The 26,702-nt window shown below is 69.2% G+C and carries 18 protein-coding genes and 7 pseudogenes; 8 read left to right on the top strand and 17 right to left on the bottom strand.

Annotation, left to right across the window (positions count from 1 at the left end; genetic code table 11):
- Nucleotides 1-144, top strand: a 144-nt coding sequence (locus JF597_RS43950) for an integrase core domain-containing protein (protein ID WP_294009991.1), incomplete at its 5' end; no start/stop codon positions are given.
- Here JF597_RS43950 and JF597_RS43945 read toward each other — a convergent pair.
- Together JF597_RS43945 and JF597_RS43940 are read right to left on the bottom strand one after the other, a co-directional pair.
- Entirely contained in the window at nucleotides 141-344 is a 204-nt protein-coding gene (locus tag JF597_RS43945; protein ID WP_294009986.1) for a cold-shock protein, read from the bottom strand. The genes JF597_RS43950 and JF597_RS43945 overlap by 4 nt on opposite strands.
- A 162-nt stretch (nucleotides 345-506) precedes the next feature.
- A complete protein-coding gene (locus tag JF597_RS43940; protein WP_294009983.1) occupies nucleotides 507-911 on the bottom strand; it encodes an SDR family oxidoreductase in 405 nt (134 codons plus the stop codon).
- A 117-nt stretch (nucleotides 912-1,028) separates the two neighbouring features.
- Between JF597_RS43940 and JF597_RS43935 the strand changes: the two genes are divergently transcribed.
- Nucleotides 1,029-1,376: an enoyl-CoA hydratase-related protein gene (locus tag JF597_RS43935; RefSeq protein WP_294009980.1), complete on the top strand. Its 348-nt coding sequence runs from the start codon at nucleotides 1,029-1,031 to the stop codon at nucleotides 1,374-1,376.
- A 23-nt stretch (nucleotides 1,377-1,399) separates the two neighbouring features.
- Here JF597_RS43935 and JF597_RS43930 read toward each other — a convergent pair whose 3' ends face one another.
- Nucleotides 1,400-3,013 carry a GMC family oxidoreductase N-terminal domain-containing protein gene (locus JF597_RS43930; protein ID WP_294009976.1) on the bottom strand — a complete coding sequence of 538 codons (1,614 nt, stop codon included), beginning with the start codon at nucleotides 3,011-3,013 and terminating at the stop codon, nucleotides 1,400-1,402.
- 24 nt (nucleotides 3,014-3,037) lie between these two features.
- Complete coding sequence (locus tag JF597_RS43925) at nucleotides 3,038-4,474, bottom strand: aldehyde dehydrogenase (protein ID WP_294009973.1); 1,437 nt, start codon at nucleotides 4,472-4,474, stop codon at nucleotides 3,038-3,040.
- A 348-nt stretch (nucleotides 4,475-4,822) separates the two neighbouring features.
- Between JF597_RS43925 and JF597_RS43920 the strand changes: the two genes are divergently transcribed.
- The gene (locus tag JF597_RS43920; protein WP_294009971.1) at nucleotides 4,823-5,440 is read left to right on the top strand and encodes a TetR/AcrR family transcriptional regulator; all 618 of its coding nucleotides are present in this window, start codon (nucleotides 4,823-4,825) and stop codon (nucleotides 5,438-5,440) included.
- Nucleotides 5,441-5,465: 25 nt separating this feature from the next.
- Here JF597_RS43920 and JF597_RS43915 read toward each other — a convergent pair whose 3' ends face one another.
- Nucleotides 5,466-5,987, bottom strand: coding sequence for a VOC family protein (locus JF597_RS43915; RefSeq protein WP_294009968.1), 522 nt, complete (start codon nucleotides 5,985-5,987; stop codon nucleotides 5,466-5,468).
- 125 nt (nucleotides 5,988-6,112) lie between these two features.
- Nucleotides 6,113-6,958 carry a helix-turn-helix domain-containing protein gene (locus tag JF597_RS43910; protein WP_294009966.1) on the bottom strand — a complete coding sequence of 282 codons (846 nt, stop codon included), beginning with the start codon at nucleotides 6,956-6,958 and terminating at the stop codon, nucleotides 6,113-6,115.
- Between the two features lie 101 nt (nucleotides 6,959-7,059).
- Here JF597_RS43910 and JF597_RS43905 point away from each other — a divergent pair.
- Nucleotides 7,060-7,458 (top strand): annotated as a pseudogene (locus JF597_RS43905) (SDR family NAD(P)-dependent oxidoreductase); the annotation flags it as partial.
- Between the two features lie 1,237 nt (nucleotides 7,459-8,695).
- Here JF597_RS43905 and JF597_RS43900 read toward each other — a convergent pair.
- The 6 genes and pseudogenes from JF597_RS43900 to JF597_RS43875 all read right to left on the bottom strand — a co-directional run bounded on the left by JF597_RS43900 (nucleotide 8,696) and on the right by JF597_RS43875 (nucleotide 22,786).
- Nucleotides 8,696-17,026, bottom strand: a complete 8,331-nt coding sequence (locus JF597_RS43900; RefSeq protein ID WP_294009963.1) for a hypothetical protein — start codon at nucleotides 17,024-17,026, stop codon at nucleotides 8,696-8,698.
- 696 nt (nucleotides 17,027-17,722) lie between these two features.
- Nucleotides 17,723-17,863, bottom strand: a pseudogene (locus JF597_RS43895) (IS5/IS1182 family transposase); the annotation flags it as partial.
- Between the two features lie 188 nt (nucleotides 17,864-18,051).
- Nucleotides 18,052-18,495, bottom strand: a pseudogene (locus tag JF597_RS43890) (transposase); the annotation flags it as partial.
- Nucleotides 18,496-18,651: 156 nt separating this feature from the next.
- A complete protein-coding gene (locus tag JF597_RS43885; protein WP_294009960.1) occupies nucleotides 18,652-19,197 on the bottom strand; it encodes a DUF6262 family protein in 546 nt (181 codons plus the stop codon).
- Nucleotides 19,194-21,632: a site-specific integrase gene (locus tag JF597_RS43880; protein WP_294009957.1), complete on the bottom strand. Its 2,439-nt coding sequence runs from the start codon at nucleotides 21,630-21,632 to the stop codon at nucleotides 19,194-19,196. The genes JF597_RS43885 and JF597_RS43880 overlap by 4 nt, the downstream gene beginning before the upstream one ends.
- A gap of 17 nt (nucleotides 21,633-21,649) precedes the next feature.
- Nucleotides 21,650-22,786, bottom strand: coding sequence for a tyrosine-type recombinase/integrase (locus JF597_RS43875; RefSeq protein WP_294009954.1), 1,137 nt, complete (start codon nucleotides 22,784-22,786; stop codon nucleotides 21,650-21,652).
- 155 nt (nucleotides 22,787-22,941) lie between these two features.
- On the opposite strand from JF597_RS43875, the gene JF597_RS43870 reads away from it, so the two are divergent.
- Entirely contained in the window at nucleotides 22,942-23,280 is a 339-nt protein-coding gene (locus JF597_RS43870; RefSeq protein WP_294009952.1) for an SDR family NAD(P)-dependent oxidoreductase, read from the top strand.
- A gap of 65 nt (nucleotides 23,281-23,345) precedes the next feature.
- Here the strand turns inward: JF597_RS43870 and JF597_RS43865 are convergent, their stop codons facing one another.
- Nucleotides 23,346-23,507: a hypothetical protein gene (locus JF597_RS43865; RefSeq protein ID WP_294009950.1), complete on the bottom strand. Its 162-nt coding sequence runs from the start codon at nucleotides 23,505-23,507 to the stop codon at nucleotides 23,346-23,348.
- Between the two features lie 280 nt (nucleotides 23,508-23,787).
- Between JF597_RS43865 and JF597_RS43860 the strand changes: the two genes are divergently transcribed.
- Together JF597_RS43860 and JF597_RS43855 are read left to right on the top strand one after the other, a co-directional pair.
- Nucleotides 23,788-23,934: a hypothetical protein gene (locus tag JF597_RS43860; RefSeq protein WP_294009947.1), complete on the top strand. Its 147-nt coding sequence runs from the start codon at nucleotides 23,788-23,790 to the stop codon at nucleotides 23,932-23,934.
- A 13-nt stretch (nucleotides 23,935-23,947) separates the two neighbouring features.
- Nucleotides 23,948-24,301 (top strand): annotated as a pseudogene (locus JF597_RS43855) (OB-fold domain-containing protein); the annotation flags it as partial.
- A gap of 50 nt (nucleotides 24,302-24,351) precedes the next feature.
- Here the strand turns inward: JF597_RS43855 and JF597_RS43850 are convergent.
- Nucleotides 24,352-24,492 (bottom strand): annotated as a pseudogene (locus tag JF597_RS43850) (IS5/IS1182 family transposase); the annotation flags it as partial.
- 32 nt (nucleotides 24,493-24,524) lie between these two features.
- The gene (locus JF597_RS43845) at nucleotides 24,525-25,052 is read right to left on the bottom strand and encodes a DUF6817 domain-containing protein (RefSeq protein WP_366916528.1); all 528 of its coding nucleotides are present in this window, start codon (nucleotides 25,050-25,052) and stop codon (nucleotides 24,525-24,527) included.
- A gap of 147 nt (nucleotides 25,053-25,199) precedes the next feature.
- Here JF597_RS43845 and JF597_RS43840 point away from each other — a divergent pair, with 147 nt between their 5' ends.
- Nucleotides 25,200-25,955 carry a class I SAM-dependent methyltransferase gene (locus JF597_RS43840; RefSeq protein ID WP_294009945.1) on the top strand — a complete coding sequence of 252 codons (756 nt, stop codon included), beginning with the start codon at nucleotides 25,200-25,202 and terminating at the stop codon, nucleotides 25,953-25,955.
- Nucleotides 25,956-25,982: 27 nt separating this feature from the next.
- On the opposite strand, the pseudogene JF597_RS43835 reads toward JF597_RS43840, so the two are convergent.
- Nucleotides 25,983-26,186: pseudogene (locus JF597_RS43835) on the bottom strand (IS256 family transposase); the annotation flags it as partial.
- A gap of 152 nt (nucleotides 26,187-26,338) precedes the next feature.
- Nucleotides 26,339-26,467: pseudogene (locus JF597_RS43830) on the bottom strand (IS5/IS1182 family transposase); the annotation flags it as partial.
- Between the last annotated feature and the right edge of the window lie 235 nt (nucleotides 26,468-26,702).

Here is a 26,702-nt window from a genome sequence, read left to right as displayed (position 1 = left end):
ATCCAGCCCTACACCTCAGACCGCGAACGACAGGCCGCGTTCCCCGACTGGCTGGACTGGTACAACTACCACCGACCCCACACCGGAATCAGCGGCCACACCCCAGCCAGCCGCGTCACCAACCTGTCCGGACAGCACAGCTAGAGCGCCCTGACCTGCTGCGCCTGCGGGCCCTTGGTGCCCTGCCCGATGTCGAACTCGACGCGCTGGCCCTCGTCCAGGCTGCGGTAGCCGCTGCCCTGGACCTCCGAGTAGTGCACGAACACGTCAGGGCCGCCGCCGTCCTGCTCGATGAACCCGAACCCCTTCTCCGCGTTGAACCACTTGACGCTGCCCTGAGCCATGCCTGTTTCCCTTGTCTCATTGCCACGACCCGAATCGTCGCGGACCGCGAGGATTCCTCCCCGCAGGCCGGGACGGGAAACGCTTCTGGGTCACAACCACCCGGTTGGCGGGAATCCTGTGACGGCCGGGGCGGGCGCAGCGGCCGTCGGCGGGGCCGGTCATCAGGCCGTCCAGCCGCCGTCCACGGTGAGGGTGGTGCCGGTGACGAAGCGGGAGGCGTCCGAGGCGAGGAACACCGCGGCGCCGCCCGGTTCCGTGGCGTCGCCCACCTGGCCCAGCGGGGTGCCACGGACGATCCGCTCGCCCCGGCGGCTGTCCAGCAGCCCGGAGCTGAGGCCGGTGTGGCCGGGGGCCAGGGCGTTGACCCGCACCCCGCGATCGGCCCACTCCACGGTCAGCGCCCGGGTCAGGGCCTCCACCCCGCACTTGCTCGCGGCGTAGGCCGCGACGCGCGCGAATCCGGTGGAACCGTGCACGGACGAGACGTTGACGATCGACCCGGAGCGCTGCTCCAGCATCACCTTGCCCGCCTCGCGGCAGCAATAGAAGGTGCCGGCCAGGTTCACGTCGACGACCTGCGGTCAGTCCTGGTCGGTGAAGACGGTGTGCGCGCCGTGATGCCGGCGGCGTGGAGCCGGTGAAGTCGGCCGCCGGCGAGCCGGCTGAGAGGCTCCGGACAGGCCGTGGCCGAGGCCTCCCGGCCGCACCGGGGCCCGGACACGGCCCTCCTGTTCACCGGCCGGCCGCTGACCGCCGAGGAGGCCGAGAAGGCGGGCATGGTCAACCGGGTCGTCCCGCGCGCCGAGTGGGACACGGCCACCCGGGAACTTGCCGCACGCAGCGCCGCGATGCCCGACTTCGGGCTGTGCCAGGCCAAGCGCGCCGTCAACCAGACCCTGGAGGTACAGGGCTTGTACGCCGCGGTCCAGTCCGTCTTCGACATCCACCAGACCGGACACGGCAACGCGCTGAGTGTCAGGGGCCATCCGATCCTGGCGAAGCTGGACGAGATGAAGCAGAAGCTGCGGTAGATCGTACGGGTGGTGATGCCGGATCAGTAGGGCCGCTCCCTGATCAGGTCGGCCGCCTTTTCGGCAATCATGATCGTGGGCGCGTTGGTGTTTCCGCCGGGAACGGTGGGCATGACCGAGGCGTCGACGACACGGAGTCGCTCGACTCCGTGGACCTGCAGCTCCGGATCGACGACGGAGTCGTGTCCGGTGCCCATGGCGCAGGTGCCCACGGGGTGGTACGCCGTGGCACTCCATCTGCGCACATGCTCTTCGACAGCCGTGTCGCCCAGGTCGTCCAGACGGTCCGGATCGTCTCCGGCCGGCAGGTAAGACCGCGCCAGGTGGTCGGCGAACGGTGCGCAGTGGGCGATGTCCATGACCGCTCTGAGCCCGGCGACCATGACCGACGTATCCGCGGGCACGTCGAAGTACCGGGGATCTATCAGCGGTGGGGCCTGAGGATCTGCCGATGCGAGCCGGACGGTGCCGCGAGTCCGCGGGTGCAGGGGGACGCAGTTCATCGTGAACACCGGCCGGTCAGTTCCTTCCTCGCCGCTGAGAATGAGTGCCGTGGCCCCTCCCATCAGCTGGACGTCAGGACCCTCCTGGGCGTCCGTGACGTCGAGGAACGCGCCGACCTCGCCGTAGTTGGAGGCGAAGGGCCCGTCGCCGTGGGCACGCCACCGTTCGAGGTTGTCCGGGGTGAGCAGGTCCCGGACGAGGTCGGTGGAGTTCCGGGTCTCCCACACCACGGGAGTCATCAGATGGTCCTGCAGGTTGCGCCCGACCCCGGGAAGGGGGACGCGGACGTCCGTGCCCACGTCGTGCAGTTCGTCGGGATCTCCTATGCCCGACAGAAGCAGCAGCTGGGGCGAGTTGACGGATCCGCCGCAGAGCAGGACCTCCCGGTCGGCGTGGGCCGTGTGCTCCTGGCCGTCCCGGAGGTAGGTGACGCCGGTCGCGCGTGATGCGTCGAGTGTGATCCTTGTTGCCAGGGCGCCGGTGCGAACCGTGAGATTGGGCCGGCCGAGGGCCGGGCGCAGATAGGCGTCGGCCGTGGACCAGCGTCGCCCGTGGTGGCAGGTCACCTGGTACAGGCCGGCGCCGGCAGGAGACGCACCCGCGAAGTCGTCGTTGCGGTCCAGTCCCCATTCCACGGCGGCGTCCAGCCAGCATCGTGAGAGGTCGTGGGTGTAGACGCGGTCCTCGACGTGCAGGGGGCCGTCCGAACCGTGGTACGGCTCGCCGAGACGGCCGTTCGACTCGGACCTCTTGAAATAGGGCAGGACGTCGTCGTAGCCCCAGCCTTTCGCTCCGTGCTCGTCACGCCAGCTGTCGTAGTCGTGCCGGTGGCCCCGGCTGTAGATCATGACGTTGGTGGAGGACGAGCCGCCCAGTGTCCTGCCCCGGGGCCAGGAGAAGGTGCGCCCTGGCCGGGGCTGCTCGACCGTCCGGTAGCTCCAGTCGGTCTGCGAGCCGAAGAGCATTCCGAGCGCGGCCGGAATGTGGATGAGTTCGTCGGTATCGGGGCCGCCCGCTTCGAGGAGCAGCACGCGGACGCGTTCGTCGTGGCTCAGGCGTTCCGCGAGTACGCAACCGGCGCTGCCGGCGCCCACGATGACGTAGTCGAACCCTTCGGTTCCGGCGGAATTCATGGTGGTTCCCTCACCCGGCTCGCATCAGGGGTGGTAAATCGACTGGAATTGCTGGTAGGCGTGCAGCCCCTCGGGCCCCAGTTCGCTGCCGAGTCCGCTGGCCTTCCTGCCCCCGTAGGGGGAGGTGAGATCGGGAAGATAGCCGTTGAGCCCGATGGTGCCGGTCCGCAGACGGCGGGCGACCTGGGCGCCATGGTCCAGGTCGGTGGTCCATACGGTGCCGGCGAGGCCGTAGGGCGAGTCGCTCGCCAGGCGCACCGCCTCGTCCTCCCCGTCGTAGGGCGTGACCGTGAGGACCGGGCCGAAGATCTCCTCCTGCGCGATGGTCGATGCGTTGTCGACGTCGGCGAACACGGTGGGCTCGACGAACCAGCCTCGGTCGAGGCCGCGTGGCCGGCCACCTCCGGTGGTGAGCCGAGCCCCTTCGTTGCGGCCGGTCTTGATGTAGCCGAGGACCCGTTCGCGGTGGCGCTCGCTGACGAGCGGGCCGATCCGGGTGCCGGGGTCGAGCGCGTCACCGACAACCGCGTCACGGGCCATCGCCGTGCAGAACTCGACCACTTCCCGGTACCTGCTGCGAGGGGCCAGGATCCTGGCACTCGCGTAACAGGCCTGACCGTTGTTCAGCAGACTGGCCAGGAAGAATTGTTCCGCGTGCGCGGCGAGGTCCGCGTCGTCGAGCACGACGGCGGCGGACCCGCCTCCCAGCTCCAGGGTCACCGGCCGCAGCAACTCAGCGCACGCGGCGGCGACTTGGCGTCCCGCTCTGGTGGATCCGGTGAACGACACCTTGTCGACGCCGGGATGGGGGACCAGGTACGCGCCGGTGTCACGGCCGCCCGGAACGATGTTGATCACGCCGTCGGGGAAGCCCGCCTCCTTGACCGCCCCCGCCAGCAGCACCGAGTCGAGGACCGTCTCCGGAGCCGGCTTGAGGACGGCCGCGCATCCGGCTGCCAGCGCCGGGGCCACCTTGAAGAAGGCGATGGTCTGAGGGAAGTTCCAGGTCATGATGGCGGCTACGACGCCTGCGGGTTCCCGGCGGACCAGGGTGGTACCCCGGGGCAGTCCGGTCCGCAGTTCCTCGGACGCCGTGCTGTCGGCCAGGCCCGCGTAGTAGCGCAGCAGGGCTGACGGCACCACGCCTTCGAAGGACCGGGCGACGGTGATCGGCATGCCGTTCTGCGCACTGACGGCCGCGGATGTCGCCTCCTTCCTGGCGTCGAGCGCATCCGCGAGACGGAGCATGGCGGCCGCGCGGCGTTCGGGTCCCCAGGAGGCCCAGCCGGTCGGTGCGTCGAACGCGGCCCGGGCGGCTCCGACCGCCCGGTCGATGTCGCCCTGGGAACCGTCCGGCACGGCACCGAGATGATCGCCGGTACTCGCGGACGCGACGTTGATGACACGGTCGCCGGACGTCTGCACCCAGCGTCCACCGATGAACAGATGGTTGGGATCCATGGTGAAATCTCCCCACGGCATGGCCTCGGGGCCACGACTCTCCGTGGTGTACGAAACGTGGATGACCGGCGGGCGCGAGGGCGCTCGGCGCGGCACGCGGGCCGCGCTGCCGGTCAGGGCTTTCCTGCGGGGTGGCCGGCGCGTCGAATCTGCGGGAGGACCACCGCTGTGACGCCCCCGGCGCCTGGTACCGGCGCTGGGGAGCGCTTTCACGGCTCACGACTGAATGAATGCGACGTTACACCCATCTGGGGTAATCTGTCACCAGATGGGTGTAATTCGGGTGAAAGAGTCACGGTGATCGCCCGGTGAGGGAAGCAGGACGCCTCAAGGAGAAGTGGGCGCCTCATGAGGACATATGGCGGAGCCACGGCGGAAGAGCGCGCTTCGCTGCGTCGACGCCGCCTCATGGAAAGCGGCCTCGAACTCTTCTCCAGTCGGGGATACGCCCACACCTCGATCCGTGCGGTACTCCGCCACGCCGGACTGAAGGACAGGTACTTCGCGGAGAGCTTCACCTCCCTCGACGATCTCATGGCAGCGCTCATGAGAGACATCTACGAGGAACAGATCACCAGGTGCGCCGAATCGATCGCGACAGACCAGCCGCTGCGCGACCGGGCTCGAAACGTGATCGACGCCGTCGTCCGGCTTTCTCTGGAAGACCCGCGAAAAGGGCGCGTCAAACTCGCGGAATCCCTGGGGGCCGGTCCGCTCACGGCGCGCGAACGGCGTCTGGGTCTGCAGCGCATGAGCGGCCTCGTGGACTCCCTGCTGAGGGAAGGGCTTCAGGACCCCCGGATCGACCCCGCCACCCTTTCCGTGGCCGTCGTGGGCGCGGTCAGCGAGATGCTGCTGAGCTGGTTCAACGGAGAACTGACGATCTCGAAGGAGGAGCTGGTGGATCAGGGGCTCCTCCTGTTCGAGGCCATCACCGGGCATACGGCGCCACCATCACGAGAATGACAGGGCGGACGGGGCGGCTTTTCCCTCAGGAGCCGGCGCCGGGCAGCTTCTGCGAAATTTCGATCATGTTGCCCCAGGGGTCACGGAAGAACGCCAGTCGCCGGCTGATGTCCTCGATCTCGAAGGGTTCACCGACAAGGTCGACACCACGGTCGGCGAGCTCCGCACGAGCCTCGTCGACGTCGTCGACACGCAGGCACACGTGCTGGTAGCCACCGTGCTGCAGGCTGACTCCGAGGTCGTCGAGGACCTCGTTCGGGAAGGGCACGGGTCCGGCCAGCAGTTCCACATGGAAGGTGTCGTCGTTCGGCGGACAGAGGTACGCGAGCTTCAGCTCACCGTAGGGCCACTCCTGGAGCACCCGGAAGTCCAGCTTCTCCGTGTACCAGGCCTTCGCCGCTTCGTAGTCGGGGACGCGGACACCCACATGGTGGCCACTGAAAGAAGAAAAGGGGCTTGACGGGTTTTTCTGCGGGTGGGCCGGCATGGGCATCGCAATCACTCCTGTCCTGCCAAAACCATCAGGGGACGGCACGATGAACCGCACGACTCAGCCTGTCATTCGGCTCGGTGCGAAATGATCAAAGCCGGATTTCCGTGATCGGGTTCGACGGCTCGCCGTTGGGAGCCGGTGATACGAATAGTCAGACGAACGCGTCCTGAAACGATCGGTCAGCGAGGCTCGGCCAGGCTCTGGGTGCCGAGCACCGAGATCAGCGCCAGCTTCTCGGCGTCCTCGGTGCCGGGCTCGGCCGAGTACACGAGGATGTGCAGGTCCTGCTCCTCGATCCGGAGCTGGTCGCAGTCCAGCGTGAGCAGACCCACCTGCGGATGGTCGATCGTCTTGCGCGAGGCATTGAGCCGGCCGACCACCCCCGCGTCCCACAGCTCCGCGAACCGCTCGCTTTCGGCACGCAACTCGGCGATCATGCGGCGCAGTTGGCGGTCGCCGGGATAGCGGGCGGCCGTGGAGCGCAGCTCGGCGACCAGGACGGTCTCGAAGGCGCGCCGTTCCTCCGGGGTGTGCCGCACCCGGGTGGGCCGGCCCAGGAAGTTCCGCCACACGCCGTTGCGCTGGAAGCCCCGCAGCTGGGACGGGTCGCCCATCAGCGCCGCGTACATCGGGTTGGCCACCAGCAGGGTCATGGCCGCGTCGGAGACCGCCACCGGAGTGCCGGACAGCCGGTCCAGCAGCCGCTGCACACTGGGCGTGATGTACCCGGGCACCATGTCCGGACCCGGCGGCACCAGCCCCGCCAGCCCGAACAGATACGTCCGCTCGTCGGCGGAGAGCCGCAGCGCCCGGGCCAGCGCCTCGGCGACCTGCACGGACGGATTGACCGCCCGGCCCTGTTCGAGGCGCGTCACGTAGTCGACCGAGATGCCGGCCAGCAGCGCCAGCTCCTCGCGCCGCAGCCCGGCCGCCCGACGCCGGCCGCCCGCCGCCAGCCCCGCCGCGTCCGGGGGAACGCGGTCCCGCCAGCGCCGCAGCGCCCGCCCCAGTTCCGTCGCCGTCATGCCCCCAGTGAACACCGTCGGCCGTGGCCGAGCCTGGTACCGGCAGTCCCAGGAAGAAGGGGCTGCTGGCTGACCCGGCGGCCCGGGCGCAGGGTGGAGCCATGACGACAACACTGATCACCGGAGCCAACAAGGGCATCGGGTACGAAACCGCCCGCCAGCTCATCGCCGCAGGTCACACCGTGTACGTGGGAGCCCGGGACGCCGAGCGTGGGCGCCGGGCCGCGCAGGAGCTGGGCGCCCGGTTCGTCCTGCTCGACGTCACCGACGACGCCTCCGTGGCGGCCGCCGCCAAGACCGTCGAGGCCGAAGGCGGGCTCGACGTCCTGATCAACAACGCCGGCATCGAGAGCAGGACGCCGGACAACAGCGTGCCCACGGCCGAGACCGTCACCGCGGACCAGATGCGCAACACCTTCGAGACGAACGTCTTCGGTGTCGTGCGGGTCCTGCACGCCTTCCTGCCCCTGCTGCAGCGTTCGGCCGCACCGATGCTTCTCCGGGGCGCCGCGTGTGTGCGGGCGGAGTTTCCGCAGCTCAGGAGCAGTCCCGAGCACTGTAGCTGATGCAACACATGTGGTGCACGGGGCCTACTCATCCTCGTGGTCTTCGGTGGCCGGGGCGGCCGGCTCGCCTGTGGAGCGGTGAACGACCTTCTTCACCGTCCCTTGCAGGGAACGCAGGAGCTCCCGCTCGGCTTCTTCCATCCGGGCCTCGATGTTCCACTGTCGGACGTCGTCGACCAGACCCTCGATCGTCTCGTCGAGTCGCTGCCGCAGCAGCCCGGGTCGGAGGGCTTCGACCTCGACGGCGGTGTGCGGATCGATGCCTTCGCGGAGGCACTCCTCCCGGTAGCGAGCGAAGTTGACGTCGCGGACGTTGACGTCGTGGGTGGTGAGCCGACCGGAGCGGACGTCATCGGCGGCCCCCAGTGGTATGGAGCACCCTCATGCTCCCACCGCAAGCCCCCAGGTGTTGCTGGAACTCATCAACACCGTTCCCCGCGAACCCCGGTGTTGTCCGCGCTGAACGACAACCGTTGCTGGAACTCGCCTACATACTCACCCAGTCGCCGCAGAAGACCACCGTCACTCCTTTCCCTGTGGTGCGTGTACTGCTGTACTGCCTCGTAGACGAAGGTCTTGGAGGACTGGCCACGGCAGGAGTACAGGCCCACGCCCCAGGCCGAGGTGACGGGCAAGACCTGTGCCGGGCGGTACAGCCAGGGGAGCCTCCCCGCTCGGCACCCAGTCATCGTTACCGGTTTGCCACTGGCATGGGCAGGGAGCACGGGAGCGCACCACGGCACACCACCATGGCGCCACCCGGAGAACTGTTGATTGCCACTCAGGTTGAGGATGTTGAGGGCAGGCGTGTGCCACTCCGGTTGAGTATGGCGATGTGATCGGTGCAGGTGGGTTGATTTTCGGGGTGCCGAGGGGCACGGTGACCATGTCTTGATCGGCAAACGGCCCTCCCGTTGTCGTTGGGAGCGCCGTCGGGAGGGCCGTTCGGGTGCACCCGGAGGCGCTTTGATCACGGTAGAGGTGGACGCCGGTGATGTCGAACGGCGGTTGGTGGCAGGTGAGTTGAAGTGCCCTGGGTGTCGCGGGGTGCTGATGCCGTGGGGGTGGGGCCGCTCACGGTGGCTGCGCGGGGTGGAGGAGTCTCGTCTGGTCGTACGGCCTCGTCGCTCACGGTGCTCGGCATGCGGCATCACACACGTATTGCTGCCGGTCAGCGGCCTCTCGAGGCGGGCGGACGTGGCCGAGGTGATCGGGGCCGCGCTTCAGATGAAGGCGGACGGAGCCGGGCATCGGTTGATCGCGGACCTGGTGGCACGGCCGCATTCGACGGTGCGGGGATCAGGCCTTGTTCGGCTTCGCGGGTCTGTTCGCTCCGGCCCGTCCGATCCGACCGTCCGGCTCCGGGAGGCGTCTCGGTCGTACGGAGCAGGAGGTCTCCGGCAACCCAGCGCGTGCCGCTGGGGCCGTGGACCTCTACCAGTGCCACGGCGCGGACGCGGTGGCCGTCCAGGCCTTCGCCCTTGGCGTTGGCCATCGGTGTGCCGAATCGCAGCAGTTCGCGGCGCTGGCTGGAGGAGCTTGCGTTCTGGCCGAGCATGGCGCGGTCGCCCACGACCGGGACGGTCGGTCCGCCGCGGTCAGCGGAGCCGTACCGCGAGGAATGGTTGTAACCGAGGCTCGGCGTGATGGTGTTGTCCGCCTGTGTCTGGAAGCCGTCTGCAGAGAGCTCGATCCGGTCGATGGCGGTGTCCTTGCTGGTCACCTCCGCGCGCGGTGAGTACAGAGTGATCTTCATCGACACGCCGGTCCCGCCCGGGTGGCCGAGGAACGGGGCGACGGCCGCGGGCTCCAGCGGGGTCAGTCGGTTGCTCTGCGCCAGGGACGTCAGCCGGATGAGCATGCCTTCGGTCGACGTGGTGATCTGGGGCCTGGAGGTGTCCTTTAGCGAGTGGTCGACGGCTCGCAGCGCGTCCCTGAGCTCGTCCATGCCACCGAAGTCGTAGATCTCGATCGGCCGCGCGGGCACCCAGGCCGGGCCGGACAGCAGGACGCGCAGGTCCGCTGGGACCTCCATCTCCACGGCCACCCCGCCGGGGGGCGGCGTCGGGCGGGGCACGGATGGATTGGTCGTGAAGACGGCAGGCCGGATGGTCGCGGCGCGCCGTTCCCCCCGGTCCGGTGTCTCCGAGGCGTTGAACCGCAGCACGACAGTGGCCGGTTCCACCTCCCGGCGCCCGATCCGGGACGCGGGGAAGAGTCCGGCCAAGGGGAGGGGCAGGACGAACGCGGCCGCCAGGTCCAGCCCGCTGCCGATCAGATCGGCGAGACGTCCGACCAGGGACTCCGTCAGCGGGCGTGAGGAGACCCGTACCTCGTACTCGTACGGCACGGGAAACTCACTGGTGTTGCCGAACGTGCGCTGCCAGGAGCGCAGTTCACGGCTGGAGGTCTGGGCGTCCGAACGGTTGCTCTGCCGTGCCAGACTCAGCGTGCTCCTGGCCCGCTCGCCGTTGCTTTCGCCGAGCGGTGCGAAGTCGACCTGTCCGCTGATGGTCCGGGTGCTGCTGATCCTGGTGGCGCCCGGCACCTCCAGGGCGGTGCCGTCGCCGTGGGAGTGGCCGAACACGTTGTCCATGCCGGATGTCGTCGTCACCCGCTTGCCACGGCGTGCGGAGAGGTCCTGTCCGGGGGCCGGCCGCGCGACGAGCGCCACCTCGACAAGACGGGGGCCGAGCCAGGACCGGTGGACGAAGTGGAAGGCTGTGTGCCCTTGGGGACCCGCGTTGACCAGGGTGCGCAGGCCGAGGCTGGTGGAATGTTCGTTGATCCGGGTCAACACTCCGGGCACGTAGGCAGCGTGACCGGGCGTGGTCACCCCTGGGGCCTCTTGCTGGACCAGGCGGTGTATCCGCCGCTGGAACGAGCTTCGGCCGCCTCCGGTGTGGACCTCGGTGACTACCCCCGCGCCGATGGTGCCACCGCTGTCGACGTACCACGACGGAAGGCGGCGGTCCGATGGGCCGACGGGCGCGGACGTCTGGCCCGCCTCGGCGACCAGCGCCGCAAGGTCCGGGTGGTTCTGCAGGTCATTGTCCACCAGTAGGAATTCCACGCCGTCGGGAAGTTCGACCACGCGGGTACGGTTCAGGCCGCCCAGTCCCGGGGCTACGGTGCCGCTGACCAGGGTGCGCGCGCCGCTGCGGACGGTCACCACGTAGTGGGCCTTCGCGGTGAAGCGGAACGCGGCCGTGGTGTCCTCGGTGGTGACGCGGAAGACACCAGTGTTGTCGTTGACGGTGACGCCGTCCGTACGGGCGACGCGTGCCTGGAGGCCGCCCTGGGGCGCGACAGCGTCGTCCTTCCCGCCGTACCGGCCCGCCAGGGACAGGCCGCCCTGGTGGCCTGCCTGCCTGTTCCGGGTGTAGGCGGACGCGTCGGTGGACTGCAGCCAGCGTTCCGCGTCGAGCTTGGGCGGCTGCGGCAGGACCCGTACGTCGGTGAGATACCCCCTCACCTCGATCGTGAAGTCCGTACCGGCCAGCACGCCCGGTGTGGCGGCGCCTTCGACGGGATACGAATCGCGGAAGATCCGCAGCGCGTTGGCGGACAGATGGTGCGGGGAGAGCGCGGTGTCGGCGACCTCGTTCGCCGACGACTCGTGGTCGGTGGCCGGCTCGCCCACCGAGGCGCGCCACACCCAGCGTCCCGCGTCGGCCACCGAACCGCTCACCCAGTGCGCACTGCCGGCGATGAGGCCGCCCACGGCCCGCAGCAGCGGCGAGGACCACGGGCGGGGGACAGCACGCGGTTCCACCGTCGCGCCCGTAGCGGTGTCCTGTGCCTCGACGTCGTCCTCGTCCTCGATCCACGCACCCGGCGTGGGCGGCATGACGTATCGCTCGTTCTCCTCAGCCACCGCGTGCTCGATGTCCTTGATCATGGCTAGGACCTCACGGCGCAGGTCGGCGCTACCGCCGACCCGGTCCAGCAGGGCCGTCTCCGGCAGCCGCAGAACGCCCTCTTGGACGGTGCGCCCGGGGTTCGGCAGGGCGAGCAACCGGTCGTCCTGGTGGCTGTGGTCGCGGACCGTCGCCGGTCCCGGGCGGGGAGCGGGGGACGGACGGTCGAGCGTGCGGAACGTGGGCACGGCCAGGCGCACGCTGCCGTCCGCGCTGACGGGTTCGGGATTCGGGCCGTGGCTGTGAGTGATGACCATCCGGTGGGTGACGGGGACCGCGAACACCTGTGTGCCGTTCTCCGTGGGGCTGAGCATGTAGTACTCGTGGCCGGTACCCGTGCTGGACCCCGTGTTCGTGGTGGTCTGCGACGTGTACGAGTAGTGCGGCCGGATCTGCTGGAGCCGCTGGTCGCCGTCGACGTCGAGCGGGTTGCTGACGGCGCCCTCACCACCGACGTTCCATGCGAAGGGCGTGCTCTGGAACTGCTGGTCCCCCGCGATCGTGGACCCCGTGTAGTTCAGCGTCTGGATCTTCGGGAGGGTGCGCTGGTGCTCGACACCCGCGTTGGCGTCCGGCGCGGCGTAGCGGCGCTCGGTGACCAGACGGACGGAGACGCGCTGGGTGCCGAGCGGAGTGGGGAGTTCGAACCAGGTGGTGTCGCCGCCTTCGATCATCTCGTCCAGGGCGGAGCGCAGGCCCAGCCTCGAGCGCATCTGGTCCAGCTTGCGCAGGTTGTTCAGCCTCTGGGTGCGGATGGCCTGGTCCATCGCCTTGTCCCACCGTCGTGTCTCCGGCCGGTCGGAGGGGAGGAAGCCGTTGTCGCGCAGCCAGCGTTCGGCCTGGTCGAAGAGAGGGCTGGTGCCGGAGACCTGGAGCGGGGTGGTGGACACCCCGAGCTGCTTGAGGTGCAGCACCTCCGGCGGCAGGTAACGCGTCTGGGGCGGCACATGGCCGAGGGCGTCCAGTGAGGGGACCAGCATGACGACCGGGTACTGCTTGCCACCGTCCAGGGGCGATCCGGCGGTGGGGCCGAGCGGAGCGCTGTCCGGGCGGACGAGGGTGATACGTAGCCGCATTCGGGGCGTGACCTGGAGAAGCGGGGTCGCCGTCCGCAGCGAATGGGCAATGCGGGCACTTCCCCCACTGGTCAGCACATGGGTGAACTGATGCTGCCCACCGAACTGGAAGGTGAACTGCCCGCCCAGCGGTTCCACGCCGGTGAGCGGGTCGGGGGCTCCGGTCCCGAAGCCCAGGGTGATCGACACGTTGAGGCCGGCGCCGTTGCCGATCTGGGCATTGCCCTGCATGCGCAGTGACCGCAGAATGTAGGTCTCCAGCACCGAACTCGCCGTGGTGGGACCGGTGATGGTGTCACCGCCGGTCAGCTCAGCACTGATCCGGAGGTATCCGATGGCTTCGCCGGAGGAGGTGTAGAGGGTGGGCGAGGCAACCGAACCACCCCAGGTCTGAGGGAGGTTGCTGCGTAGGTTGCCCTCGCCGAAGAACTCGAACAGCTCTCGGCGGGAACCCTCCGACAGCGAACCCAACGGTTCGACGAAGGACCGCAGCACATCGGCGAAGAGCACGTCGTGGTCTGCCAGGGCCTGCGGGCCGAAGAGCGGTACCTCGTCCAGCAGCCGGTCGAGCGGCGCGGGCACGCTCTCCGGCCGCGCGGGGTCGACATCGGGCAGCCCCTCGGAGGTGGACAGATAGGCGGGAAACCACACCAGCAGCTTGTCCGGCGCGACGCCTGGGGCGGGCTCCCATCCGAGGGCGGGCAGCGTGCCGAGCGGCCAGGTGATCGGGCCGTCGTTGCGCCGCAGTTCCCAGGTCATCGCATAGTCGAACGGCCAGTGCCGGCCCTTGCTTCGGATCAGCACCATCGGCTGCACCGTCGTGCCGACCGTCACCGAGGTCGTGAGCTGGTTGTAGGTGAGGCTGGGTTGCGGCGTGAACGTGATGCGGCGCAGCGGACCCTTGTCCACCGACCAGGTGTGGGAGAAAGGATGACCAAAGGCGCGCAGATCGCCGCTGCCACCGCTGTCACCGGCTTCGTTGATGCCGAAGGCCCAGCGCTGCACGCTCACGGGCGGTCCGTCGGGCATGTGGTCGAGCTGCTGGGCCGAGGGCCCGAGGGCAGTGAGCCCGAGGCGGAGCGAGACGGGATGCCGCCGCTTGCGGTAAGTAACGTTGAGGGGCAGGCCAGCGACGCTGAACAGCCGGGCCCACTCGGCGGACAGCAGACGAGCGGTCAGGACGCGGCGCACCCGGGCGCGGAACCCGGGATCCGGCCCCTGGCCGTTCTCCACCAGCTCGATCACCCGTTCCCGCAGCCAGGCGACGGTTGCCTGTGGGACGGGCGTGATGTGGGCGAGTTCCAGCGCGCCGTCACGACGTGTGCCGAATCGGAGAACGGGGTCGCTGAGGAGGCGGGCGGGCGCGCCGTCCTCGAGATCGGGGGCGGGTTCCGGACTGGGCTCAGGTCCGCTCTCGGAGGCAGGCTCGGGCGCAGGATCGGGTGCGGAGATGGTTTCGGGGTGCCGTTCCCGCTCGGGGACAGTGTCGGTGGGCGGGGTCACGACGATGGTGGGCAGGTCCTCCGCGGGGGGAGTGACGACGATGGTGGGCAGGTCGTACATCGGCGGCGTGACCGTGATCGTGGGGATGGCGGCGGGGACGACGCTTTCGCCGTCGTCCCCTTGGTCGTCGCCAGGCGTCTCGGCGCTCTGGGTGGTGATGAGGCGGTCGAAGTCGCGCAGTGCCTCGTAGGAGTCGTTGAGGCGCCGCGTCGCGCGGACCGGGTTGGTGGCGAGGGGCGCCGGACGAGCGCCGTAGAGGGTCCCGAGGAGGTGGTGGAGCTGTGCGGATTCGTTGACACGAATGCTCTGGGGGCCGTTGTTGCGGGGGCGCCCCGTGTACGGGTCTGTGCCGTGGTTGGTGTGAAGGTAGGCGCTGGTGGCCTGGGCGAAGTACTCGACGGGACTGCGGGAGGAGTAGTTCTCGGTGGTCCGGCCCTGGAGGTCCGTACGGGGTCCGTCGGGCCACAGGGCGTGGGGTCCCAGGGCGAGCTTGTCGCGGTGAAGGGTGTCGAGGAGGGCTTGCTGGGGTTCGGTGAGTCCGTAGACGTGGATCATGTGCGCGAGTTCGTGGACGGCGGCGGAGTAGCCGTCGGGGAAGTGGCCGCGCGGCGGGACGAGAGTGGTCTCGCCGAGGAGGTTCTCCTCGGGAATGGCGATGACGTGCCGGTCGGGGTCGGTGAGGGCGCGCAGCTCGCAGGAGGTCCGGGTACCGCCACTGTCCATGTGCTCGTGAACATCGCGCAGGTGGGCGAAGTGCCCCAGGTCGGTCACACGGGTGTCCCGGGGCACGACGACGACTCGGACACCACTGCCGAGGACGCGGGCGGCGACGTCCGGGTCGCGGAGCATGTGGTTGAGCAGGCGGGTGAGTTCCGCCCGGGCACTGGCGGGCTGTTCGACCGTGTCGGGGACGTGGATGTGAGTACGTACGAACTCCTCGGCCGCCGGCAGCATGTCAGGCTTGGCTGCCACCGAGGCTTCCGCACCAGGGTCGCCGACCTGACCGGTCGGTTGATCCTCAGCCGGGGCCAGGGGCCCAGTGGACGGCCGGCCGTCGTCGGCGGACTCGGTGCCGTGCGTGGCCGACGCGGGCTGAGAGACCGCGGAGTCGGCGTTCTGGGCACTCGACCGGAGCTCGGTAGGTTCCCGCCGGGAGCCCGACGTGCTCGGCGTGGCAGGCATCCCCGCGGAGCCGGAATCCGCAAGCGTGCCCTCGGTCCGTGCCAGGGGCGGCTGCCTGTACTGCGGGGCTTCGCCGCTGTGCTGACCACTCGCTTGCGGGCTCGTCATGGGTGGTGCGGCGTATGGACGCGTCTCAGCCGCGCTCGTACCGTACGGCAGCAGAGAAGGGGACGCGGACAGGTCCGAGACGTGCGACGACGGGGCCATGCCGCCCACGGGTTGCGACATGTCGGGCCGTCCGGGCCCCGGCACTGGCACGATCGAGGACTGCGTGGGTGGCACGGTCGGAGGGTGGGACTGATCCGCGCCGCCAGCCAGCGCGGCCCGCCGCTGTTTCGCGCGCTTGAGTGCCCACTCCAGCACGGCAGCAGACTGCTCACGCCACGCGGCCTCATCGAACGACGTGCCAGGCTTGACCAGTGAGGGGACGTCATCCTGGGCGGAGACGGAGCCCTCCTCCGACAGTGCCCTGTTGGTGCGGTCTCCCAGGTCTCCTGGGGCTGGGGACAGCGCGGTGGAAGTGCCGGCAGTGGTCGTGGCTGTCCACACCGGGGCGGCAAGGCCGCTGGTCGCGGGCAGCAGCGCGATGCGGGCCCTGGGAGCGCCGTGCTCCGAGTCCTCGTCGAGGAACAGGGTCGACGGCACGCTCACGGTGATCAGCTCCGGGCCGCCGAGCCCTTGCACGACCTGCTCGCGCGCGCTGTCGGAGATCGCGTCGAAGTCGGTAACCAGCAACACCCGCGACGGCGGCGGTCCCCCGGCCGGCCCGGCGGCCTGGGCCGCGGCCAGGTCCTTGCGTAGGCGCCGGCCGAAGGCCAGCGGCGTCTCCCAGTAGGTGAGGTCCTGCCACTCGTCGTAGACGGCGAAAAGGCCATCGGCAAAGTAGCAGGCCACCGTGGCTACGCCGTCGAGGCCGAAGGGCAGCTCGCCCAGTTCCCGGGTGTGCCACGGCCTGGCCGTCGCACGCGGAACCCCAGCGACCGGGCCGGTATGCGCCGAAGTCCCCGGCCGGTAGACGTCGTTCGGCGTCCACGCCACGTAGGAGGAACCCAGCACCGGTGCGGCAAGAGCGGACGAGCGGGATGCACGGTCGCGCCGGTCGAAGTAGCACAGGCCCAGGGCCCGCTTACCACCGATCGGGTACGGGCGCACCCCGGCCGGGGCCCGGGTGCCGGGCGCGGCGGAGCGTTCGACAAGCCAGTCGGCGGGGCGGGAAGCGAACCGCGAACGGTAGGCGAATCGCACCCGGTCACCGGCAGGACCCTGGGGGTAGGACGACCTGAACCGCCCGCCCTCGCCATCCTCAGTGCAGCGCAGACCCAACCGCACCTTGTCCCCGGCCGCGCGACCGACCGCATCCAGCGGCTTGACGCCCACCGTCATCTCACCGTGCGGAAACCAGACCAGGCGCCCGACCATGTCGGCGAGCTGCGGGCGCATCGCACCTGTGCTGCACGTCAAGGCCACCACCGGGTCCTCCAGCGGCCGCTTCGAGGTATTCAGATCCGGCAGCGCCCGCAGCCAGGAGCCCAGCGCCTGATCCGTGACCGGCCGCGCCTCGCCGTCCACCATCAGGCACAGCTGGTTCTGCGGAGTCGAATGCGCCATCAGCAGAAACGGGTTGAGGCCCCGCGGCCACGGCCACGGTCGCCAGTCCGCAAGCAGCGGCCGACTCGGCGGAAGACCCTGAAGGTAGTAGCCGGTGAAATCGACCGCCGCCCGATTAAGAGCCAGCAACGCCGCGATCGGGTCCCGGGCCGCGGCGATCCCCGGTGTGAACCCGGGCAGCGAGGCATGCACGACGCCCCCGTCCATCGTCAAGGACCGCAGGGTCACATCCTTGCCGTCCAGCTCCGTCAAAACCGGAGCGCCCGTCAGAAGCATCGAAATATCCCCAAAATTATGATATTTGTTCCGATTGGATTTAAGATATGCTCGGCCGTCCGGGGCGGCATCGATCACGGCGCTTGGGCGCGATGTCCGCCAGGTCGAGCGGTACTACCTCGTGCATCTCATGGACGAGCACCATGATCCTTTCGGCTTTCACCGCATGATTGTCCAGAGTGTCGGCCATTCCTTGCATGCTCGCGACTGCTTGGCTCGCAGCATCGACGTGCCGGCCCCAGGCTTCGGCGTGGGGTTTGCGTCATCTCCGGACCAGTATCGAGACGGCCCGCTCAGGTCGGAATTGATGTCGGCATAAAAGTCCTGGATAGCGTCGGCGTGTTCTCGCAACGCGGAGGCTTTCCCCTGGATTGCTCCGGGATCGCTTTTTTGGCAGGCCGCGCTCCGCATTGCCGCAGGATATCGATATCGACAGACATGTATTCAGGCACGTCAAATCGTCAAATCCGACCTTCCTGTACTTGGGATTGCTTTATTTCAATTACCACTCCAGAGTAGATGCGGAAGGTTCTCGAGTCGATCTATTTTGCATGCCAGCAATAAACTTGTCGCAAATCATCGGACGCATTGAGCGCTTCTCGGGAACGCTTCGTGACGTTTTGTGATCTTCGTTCAGGCGGTGCGGTCGTGCTCGAGTTGGAGCAGGACGAGGGCGGCTCGGGCGATGCGGGTGATGGCCGCGGGGTCGAGGCTGACCCTGCGCACGGCCTTGAAGGTGACCTCCAGCAGGGCGTTGGCTCGTTCGGCGACAGCGTGGACGCCCCGGATCGCGGCGTTGAACGCCTGGTCGGACTCGGCAGGTTCACCGCTTTTGGGCTTCTTGGCCGGGTGGCGGAAGCCGGGCCCGGGTTGACCGTGTGCTTGGCGGCAGTGGACAGGACGCCGCGGATCACGTAGCGGTCCTTGGCGCGGTCGAGGTCGGTGAGCCGGCCGCAGATGTTCTCCTGGATCTTGGAGGGCCTCAGGTCGCGTTCTGCCTGGTTCGAGGTGGGTGGGATGCACAGGTCGGTGGTGAAGCGCAGGGAGTCGTCGTCGCGCTGATGGAAGGCTTCCAGCAGCAGGCGGGTCTTGAGGGCGCCGGGCCGGGCGTCGTCGATGCGGGCGGTCGCGGCGAGGCCGATGCGGACGGCGGCGCGCAGGCCGCGCACGGCGATGCTCTTGATCTGCTTGGGCAGACAGGTCTCGCCGCGTGTGCGGGCCTGGTTGGCGCGTTGGATCAGCTCGCGCAGTTCGTCGGCGAGTTGGACGGGCCAGGTGTCATCGGGGTAGAGCTCGGCCGCGCTGGTGAGGTCGCGCAGCACGTGGGCCAGGCACAGTTGATGCGCCAGGTCGCCCAGTTGGTTGCGCCCAGTCCCTGTGGCGCCGAGCCCACCAAGCCAAATCACCGCCCGTAGGGTTTCCACCTGCGTCTTTGTGCGGCGAGGCCGTTTTACGGAGCTAGCTAGCGTCGTAAGTGACCATGCCTCCAGTCAACGCCCGAGGCGGTGCCGCTGTCACCGCCTCGGGCGCCCGTGAGTTTCAGCTGATCAGGGGCTTCTTGATCAATCTGTGTGGCGGTTGAGCTGGGCCATCAGCTCGCGGTTTGCGGCGCGGGCGGCGGCGATGTCGTCGTCGCGGTCCTGGATCTTGAGTTCCAGGTCGATCACCTGCTGTTCCAGAGTCGTGATCCGGGCCTTGAGCTGTTCGGTGTCCTCGGGGCCGCCGATGCCGGACTCGCGCCAGACCTGCTCGCCCAGAACTTCGCTGAGGCGGGCTTCGAGGCGGCGGACCTGGGCGGCGAGCCGGGCGGTGCGGGCGTCGGCGGCCAGCAGATCGGCTTGCAGGGAGGCCCTGCTGACGGCTGGGCCGCGGCCTCCGGGGGCGGCGGGCGGCTCGGCAGCCTGGGCGTGGATTTGGCCGAGCAGGTCGCGGTGGCGATAGAGGAAGGTGCGGTCGACGCCGGCGCGGCGGGCGATCGCTGCGACGCTGACGTCCGAGCCGTCCTTCGCGGCCTGAGCCAGCGCGGTGAGCACGCGCTGGCGCCGTCGTCCGGTGTCGGCCCGGCGTCCCTCGATCATCGCCTGGACGGTGGGGTCGGGCGCGGTCATGCGGGTCGCTCCGGTCGAAGGTCGGGCAGGGGCTGGCGGATGCGGGGCATGCCGAGGAAGTTCTGCCGCATCTGGCGGACGACCTGGGCGGCCCGCTGGATCTCAGCGCGTTCGGCTTCGGTGAGCGTGGCGACGTCCTCGGTGACGCGCTGGATCAGACGTCGAATGCGGGTGATCTCGGCGTCCGAGGGCATGGCCTCGGCGCGGGCCCAGTCGTCCGCCCCGGCCATCGACCTCAGCTTCTCCCGCTGCCGCAGGAGGTCGTCGAGGTAGGTGCGCAGGTCGGGGAGGTAGGAGACGTCGGTGGAGAAGTGGTCGCAGCCCACGCAGCGGAAGCGGAGTGGGCAGGCTCCGCCGCCAGCGGCCACGTTGGTGGGCTCGGAGCAGGTACCGAAGGGGACGACGACCGCGCCGATGGCGCGGCGGGTGCGTTCGGCGTCCAGCACGGTGGTGACGGCTCCCCAGATGCGGGTGCCGTGGCGGTCGAACTGCATCTGGGTGACGCGCTCGACCGCCTCTCGCAGGCGTACTTCCTTGACGCGGTAGTAGGAACGGGTGGATTCGAGGCTGTCGTGGTCCATGAGTTCGGCCAGGACGTCGACAGGGACGCCGGCGTCCGCGTGGCGCTGGGCGAAGGAGTGCCGGTAGGCGTAGGGGAAGATCTTCTCCTTGTCGAAGACGGTGCCGTCGTCGAGGACGAAGTCGGGCAGCTTCTCGACCCATTCGCGGTGCATGGCGCTGAGGTGGTTGGCGTCGACCGAGCGGTCCCCGCGGAGGTTCAGGTTCTGTGCGGGCAGCAGGACCAGTGCCGACGGCGACCGGTCGGGGAAGCGTTCGCGTACGCGTTTCTGCTGTTCGATGATCAGTTGCGCGGTCGGCTCATGGATGGGCAGCTGGCGCCCGATCCTCTGTTCCTTCCAGTTGTTGTAGAGCAGCACGGGCTTGCCCTGACTGTCACGGGTGAGGCAGTTGAGTTCCAGGCGGCAGATCTCTTCGGGCCGGCGGCCCGTGTCCATCAGCAGCTCGACGCTCAGACGTATCTCCAGGCAGGTCATGGCCTCGAACGAGTCGAGGTGGGAGCAGAGCTGGCGCATCACCTCGGGCGGCAGGTCCTGGCCCTCCTCCGAGGGCCCCGGAGCCTTGGGGACGTCGAGGCGGGTGATGACGAAGTCGTCCGGCAGGCCCGCCATGGGTCCTTCGGGACGGGTCAGCCCCATGACCCGGCACTGCTTGAGGACGTTGCGGGCCATGCGGACGTAAGTGGCGCGGGTGTTCGTGGTGAACCGGCCGTTGGCTTCGAGGAACGCCATCCGGTTGAGGAAGTTCTCGATGTCGGCGCGGGACAGCTCGCTCTTGTCCATGCCGCGGTCGGGGCGGGCGCGCAGGGTGTCGGAGACCTTGGCCAGTCCGTGGAGGTGCTGCTGGGCGTGGGACGCGGTGCTCTTGGAGCGGACCTTGGAGAGGTAGTCGCGGGCCCAGCGTTTGGCGCTCTCGCGCAGCCAGGGCTGGTGGATCAAGGTGAAGACCAGGGTGCCGCGGTGGCCGAAGGCCACCAGGTCCCACTCGTCCTTGGCGTACTCGCCCTCGGGGGTCTTCACGGCCCGGATCGCGTAGATGCGGGTCCGGTTCAGCAGGATCAGGGCGTTGCTGTTCGCGACGGGGTCGGGGACGTCCTCCAGGCGGCGGGCGAGCGAGGGGCGGATCGTCTTGTCGATCAGCGCACGGAAGTTGCCGGCCTCGGTGCGGGCGCCGCGGTGGCAGCGGTGCTGGAGTCCGAACAGCAGCTGGGCGACGACGAGTTCGGGCAGCCCTCGGAAGCTGATCTCGATGCCGAAGCTGCCCGACGGCTCGGTGCGCAGCCACTCCTCCTCGTCGAACCCGGGCTCCCGGCGCAAGGCCGCGTGTTGTTTGCTATGCGGGTAGCACAGACGCGTGCCTCTCTCGTTGACGGCCTGGCGGTTGCAGGCCAGCACCGAGCAGTCCCCCAGACCGGCCAGGCCCTTGACGGACGGGTCGGCGAGGAACTCCTCCAGCGTGCCGCCGTGCTTGATCATCTGCCACCGGTGGGCCCGGCATACCGGCTCGTTGCCCGAGTTGATCCACGGGCGTTCGCAGCCGGAGACCCGGCAGTTCTCGGTTCCCAGGTGGAGATGGCGCGAGATGCGGGGAACCCGGACGAACTCTTCCAAGGGCATGCCGGACGTCCGGTGCCGGCTGTAGCAGGTGCTGCACAGCTTCTTCCCGCGCACCGGGGACTGGCAGTTAGGCACCGGACAGCGTCTGCCGCCCATGGTGGGATGACCCACAGGCGTCATCACGCGGCGCTCGGCGTTCCAGCCCGCCTCAGCGAGGAAGTCCTCCCTGATCATGGACCACAGGAAGGCGGTCACCTCGGCGTCGGACGCGTCCGACCCCGGGGCCGGAGCGGTAACCACGGGCGTGAGCATGCGACTCATCGGGCACCCCCAGTGAACTCGCGGGGCGACGGCACCGCATCCACCGCGTCCCGAAGACGGTCCGGAGCCGGTGTCAGATACGGCTCCGCGCTGGACAGCCGGGAGTGGTCCAACAGAGCGGCGATCTCGTCCTGCCCACCGCCCGCGTCCGCGAGATTACTGCCGGCCGCCCGGCGCAGCATCCGCGGTGTGACGTTCCGGCTCAGCCCAGCGCGTTTCGACAGCCGCCCGAACAACTCGGTGATCGAGTCGGTGGTCATCGGGGCGCCGAGCGGCTCGGCGAACAGGTTCACCAGCACGAAGTCGCTGCCTGGGCCGTGCGGCAGCGCCATCCGCTCCATCACGTACTGGTCGTAGGCGAGGACCACCAGGCGGTCGACGGGCTTCCAACGGCCCGGCGCGGCGGTCGGCTGCCGCTTGGCCCAGGCCCCGTTGACGTTGTCCCGCCGCAGCGTGTGCAGGTGAGAGCCCCGCTTCGGGCAGCCGAGCGGCGTCGAGTCCGGCATGAAGTGCATGTCCTCCCGACGCAGGCCGGCCGCGCCTCCCGGCCGCAGCCCGGCCCGGCCGAGCAGCAGCACGATGAACCGGTCCCGGGCGGTGCGGCAGGCCAGGAACAACTCCACGATCTCGCGGTCGGTGGCCCGCTCGCCCTTCTTGCGCGGGACCTGCACCCGATGCCGCGGCCGCATCCGGTAGCCGGTCAGCTCCTCCCCGCGAGCCTGCTCGGGCAGGTCCCACGACTCCGCCACCTCGTAGAGCTGGGCCATCACCGGCGAGGGCACCGCCTTCGTGGTGATGCCGTGCAGCAGGAACTGCCGCACCCCTGTGAGCACGTTCCGGATCCGGGCCGGCTCGCGTACGGCCTCAGCCCCCGGCCCCGGATACACCAGCCCGCTGCCCACCGGACGCTCGATGCCCGTGACCACCTTCGAGCCGAACTTCAGCCAGACGACGAACAGGCCCAGCTCCTCGGCGGCCACTCGCCAGTCCCGGCCCGTCCGTGTGCACCACCGCAGGTACAGCGCGATGTGCCCCGCGTACGTACGGGTCGTCAACTCGGCTTGGTCTCTGCCGAACCGCACGTGCCGCAGGAAGGCGTCCGCCTCCGGAACCACGGCCAAGTCGTCGTCCACCACGGTCCAGTAGCGGACGCCGGATGGGAGTTGAACAGGAAAGGCCCGCAAGGGTCTCCTCCGATCTCAGTGCAACGTGTCGCAACAGTCGCGACAGCCCCAGAGATGCTAGAGAAAACCCCAGGTCACACAGCTAGTGCGACGTCACACCACACGTGGAGAAGCCCGGGAGAACGGTCGTGGTCAACGTCAGCAGCGGCCTGGCCTCGCTGACGGCCCTCTCCGACCCCGACCACCCCGCCCACTTCTACCCGGGCGTCGCGTACCCGGCCTCCAAGACGGCGGTCAACATGCTCACCGTGCAGTTCGCGAAGGCGTTCCCGGCCATGCGGATCAACTCCGTCGAGCCCGGCTTCACCAAGACGGACCTGAACGGCAACACGGGCACGCAGACCGTCGAGCAGGGGGCCGAGATCATCGTGCGGATGGCGCAGATCGGCCCGGACGGACCGACCGGCGGCTACTTCGACGTCCACGGACGGCTGCCCTGGTGAGTCACGGCCGACGGGAGTCTGCGTCCCGGTGAGTCACGGACGGCCGAGGCCTGCGCCCCCGTGAGTCACAGCTGAACCAGCCGGGGCGCGGTGCCTCTCGCAAGCACCAGCGCCCCGGCCTCGCGGGTCAGCTCCCGCGCGCTGCCCCGGAGCCCGTCCAGGACGAGGGCCCGGCGGACGTGCCGGTGCGGCGGGTGCTCGGCGGTGAACCCGATCCCGCCGAGCACCCGCCGGCAGTGCCGGTCCGCGGTCGGCGCCGCCAGCCCGGCCGCCGCCTTGGCGAGCAGCGACCCCAGGTCGTCCCGACGGCCGGCACCCGCCCGACGAGAAACTGGTCGGCGTCCTCGCCCTGCTCATCGGCGGCGGCTTCGGCACCACCACGGCGCTCACCGCGCACGCGCTGGAGTGGCTGTCCGGCCATCCCGGTGAACGGGACCGGCTCAACCGGGAGCGGGAGACCCTGCCGGACTCGGCGACCGAGGAGTTCCTGCGCTTCTTCGCCAGGGCATGCGCCACCTCCCGGCGGTCTTCACCCCGGGCAGGCGCCTCGGCCCCTCGCGCGGCGAGCTGGAGACGCTCCAGAAAGCCTGCGGGGAACAGCGCCACGCCGAACCGGTGACCGTACGCCCGGGCCGCGCCCGCACCGCGGACTGAAGGAAGTCGCACAGTGGCCGCATCCCCGGGGCGCCCGCTGCCCCTGATCACCGACCAGCACGAGTTCTTCCGGACGTCGGGGGCGGACGGACGGCTGCGCATCCCGGAGTGCGCCTCCTGCACCGCCCTGATCCATCCGCCGCAGCCCGTCTGCCGGTCCTGCCGTGGACGGGAGAGGGGCGTACGGGCCGTCTCCGGACACGCGACCCTCGTCGGCTTCACCGTCAGCCACCGCTTCAGCCTCCCCGGCCTGCCGGCGCCCTACGTGGTCGCCGAGGTCGCGCTCGAGGAGGACCCCCGGATCCGGCTCACCACCAACGCCGTCGAGTGCGACCCCGGCGAACTCGCCCTGGGGATGGGCATGGAGGCCGTCTTCGAGCGAGCCGGGGAGGACGTGTGGCTGCCGCTGTTAACTGATCATTTCAGAATGACGTGGCGGAGCCGTCGAAGGCAGATAATGCTGCAGGCGAGTTCGAGTAGTCCCTGGTGGAGGTCGGTTCGTTGCTCATAGCGGACACGGAGTCGTTTGAACTGATGGAGCCAGGCGAAGGTTCGCTCGGAGCAATTGTCAAATCCTGTGGATGGCTTGATCAGCCCAGTACGTTGCGGCAGTGTTCCCAGGCAGGCTCGGACAGCAAAGGCCGCCAGCGGGTGAACAGTTCCAGCAGCGCGGGGCCGAAGCGGCCGCGCATCTCCGGGCTAACCGCGGCGATGTCCAGCTCGTTGGCTGCCGTTAGTTCGGCGAAGTCCCGGCGCTGGTGGGCGGTCGGCTGGGTCCGCTCGCCGGTGAAACGGTCGGTGAACTCGGCATCGTCCGCGGTGAGGGTGCGGTAGGAGGTCTTGCGGTCGCAGGACGCGTAGGAGTACACCAGCGCTTCGGCCTCCTCGCCGATGGCCTGCATCAAATCGGACCGCCGGTCCAGTGGCAGCAGCGTGGCGGGGAATCCGTCGGTGCCGTAGAAGGCGTGACACAACCCGGCCGACACCAGTGCCGGACGGGCGCCCCAGGAGGCAAGAAGGGCGCTGACCCGCTGTAGATGGGCCAGCAGGTTGCCACCGGGATGGTCGATCGCCTCTGCTCCGGCCGTCCGCAACATCACCAGTGCCTGCTCGGTCACGGTGCTACCGCCTTCTGTGGCTTGACATCCTTGTCCCTGGGGATAGGAGCGGAGGCTATCGACGCTCCGTCGATCCTGCCAGGGCGACCGGGCAACTGCCGGTTGGTCCGCCTCACCTCCCAGCACGCCTGAACAGACGGGATGCTCATGGCCAGAATCACCTATGACGCCGCAACAGCTGCTTCGTTCAGGGCTGTTCGAGAAATCCCGCGCGACGGGCTGACGGCCTGGGAGGACGCCGTGCGCAGACACCTGAGGCCGTCCCCGGACATGACCATCGTGGACATCGGCGCGGGCACCGGAGCCTTCGCGACAGCCTTTTGCGACTGGTTCGCCGCGAGGGTCGTCGCGGTCGAGCCCTCCGAAGCGATGCGCGCCCTGATACCCAATCGCCCCGACGTCCAAGTTCGGGCAGGTCACGCCACGTCCTTGCCACTGCCGGACGCCAGCGCCGACGCGGCATGGCTGTCCACGGTGACCCATCACATCCCCGACCTTTCGGGAGCCGCGCAGGAGATCCGCCGCGTGCTGCGCCCAGGAGCACCGGTACTCATCCGCAACGCCTTCGCGGGCCGCTACGAGCGGCTTCGCATCGTGCGCTGGTTCCCCGAGACAACCAGGCTGCTCGACACTTATCCGTCCGTCGAAGAGACCTGCGAGGCCTTCGCCGACGCGGGCTTCGCCCCGGCCGCCCTGGAGCCGGTTCCGCAGACCGATATCGCGAGTCTGGACGAACTCCTGAAACGTGTCGATGCTCTCCGAGACGCCGACACGCTCATGCGCAGCCTTACCGAGGAGGAGTTCACTCGCGGCAAGGACCGGCTGCGCGGAGCTGCGGGCGCTCACGACTCGGCCGCGGCGGCGGACCTGGCGTCGTCCCTGGATCTGCTCGTGCTGCGTTGACCTCGGTCGGGCAGCCACGAGCTCGGCGCGTTCGACCGGCTGACCTCGTTCGAAGCGGGCTCCGGCGCGGACGAGCGGGACGAGGTGGGCTCCGTTGACGGCTCGCCAACGGGCCTGGGCGGACTCGACGAGTTTGAACACCATCGCGAGCCCGGCCCCGCGGGAGCCGGCGCCTTTGGTGACCTTGGTGCGGAGCCGGACAGTGGCGAAGGTGGACTCGATCGGGTTGGTACCAGGTATGAAAGGCGTGGGTGCCGCTGTCGGTGTCCTGGTGACCAGGCTTCGGCCCGGTTGTACGGTGCGACCGTCAGGACAAGGGGTGCCCGGGGAATCAGCATGGGCAGGCCGATCTTGAACGATGGGCTGCGAGCCCGCCTTACTGATCATTTCAGAATGACGTGGCGGAGCCGTCGAAGGCAGATAATGCTGCAGGCGAGTTCGAGTAGTCCCTGGTGGTGGTCGGCTCGTTGCTCATGGCGGACACGGAGTCGTTTGAACTGATGGAGCCAGGAGGTTGGGTCGGCCGCGCGGTGAGGTGCTCGCCGCGAGGGCGGGTCCTGTTCCGCGCGGCCTCCCGCCGAACCGGACATGACGGTTTCCCGGTCATTCGGCTCTCCAGTGACTACGGCGTGAGCGATTCAGACGGCTCGCGCAGGACACACAGCACCGTTTCGGCGATCTGCATTTCGCATACCTCCCGGGTCTGATGTATCCGAGTCACCTGGCCCCCTTCGCCCTGCGGACGGC

The sequence above is a fragment of the Streptomyces sp. genome (assembly GCF_019510245.1).
Lineage (GTDB): Bacteria > Actinomycetota > Actinomycetes > Streptomycetales > Streptomycetaceae > Streptomyces.
This window is presented reverse-complemented; position numbering and strand designations above follow the sequence as displayed.

Coding starts and splice junctions, on each gene's coding strand:
- JF597_RS43885 (WP_294009960.1), bottom strand. CDS start 19,197: ATGACCGCGCCCGACCCCACCGTCCAGGCGATGATCGAGGGACGCCGG.
- JF597_RS43840 (WP_294009945.1), top strand. CDS start 25,200: ATGGCCAGAATCACCTATGACGCCGCAACAGCTGCTTCGTTCAGGGCT.
- JF597_RS43920 (WP_294009971.1), top strand. CDS start 4,823: ATGAGGACATATGGCGGAGCCACGGCGGAAGAGCGCGCTTCGCTGCGT.
- JF597_RS43930 (WP_294009976.1), bottom strand. CDS start 3,013: ATGAATTCCGCCGGAACCGAAGGGTTCGACTACGTCATCGTGGGCGCC.
- JF597_RS43945 (WP_294009986.1), bottom strand. CDS start 344: ATGGCTCAGGGCAGCGTCAAGTGGTTCAACGCGGAGAAGGGGTTCGGG.
- JF597_RS43910 (WP_294009966.1), bottom strand. CDS start 6,958: ATGACGGCGACGGAACTGGGGCGGGCGCTGCGGCGCTGGCGGGACCGC.
- JF597_RS43860 (WP_294009947.1), top strand. CDS start 23,788: ATGCGCCACCTCCCGGCGGTCTTCACCCCGGGCAGGCGCCTCGGCCCC.
- JF597_RS43925 (WP_294009973.1), bottom strand. CDS start 4,474: ATGGATCCCAACCATCTGTTCATCGGTGGACGCTGGGTGCAGACGTCC.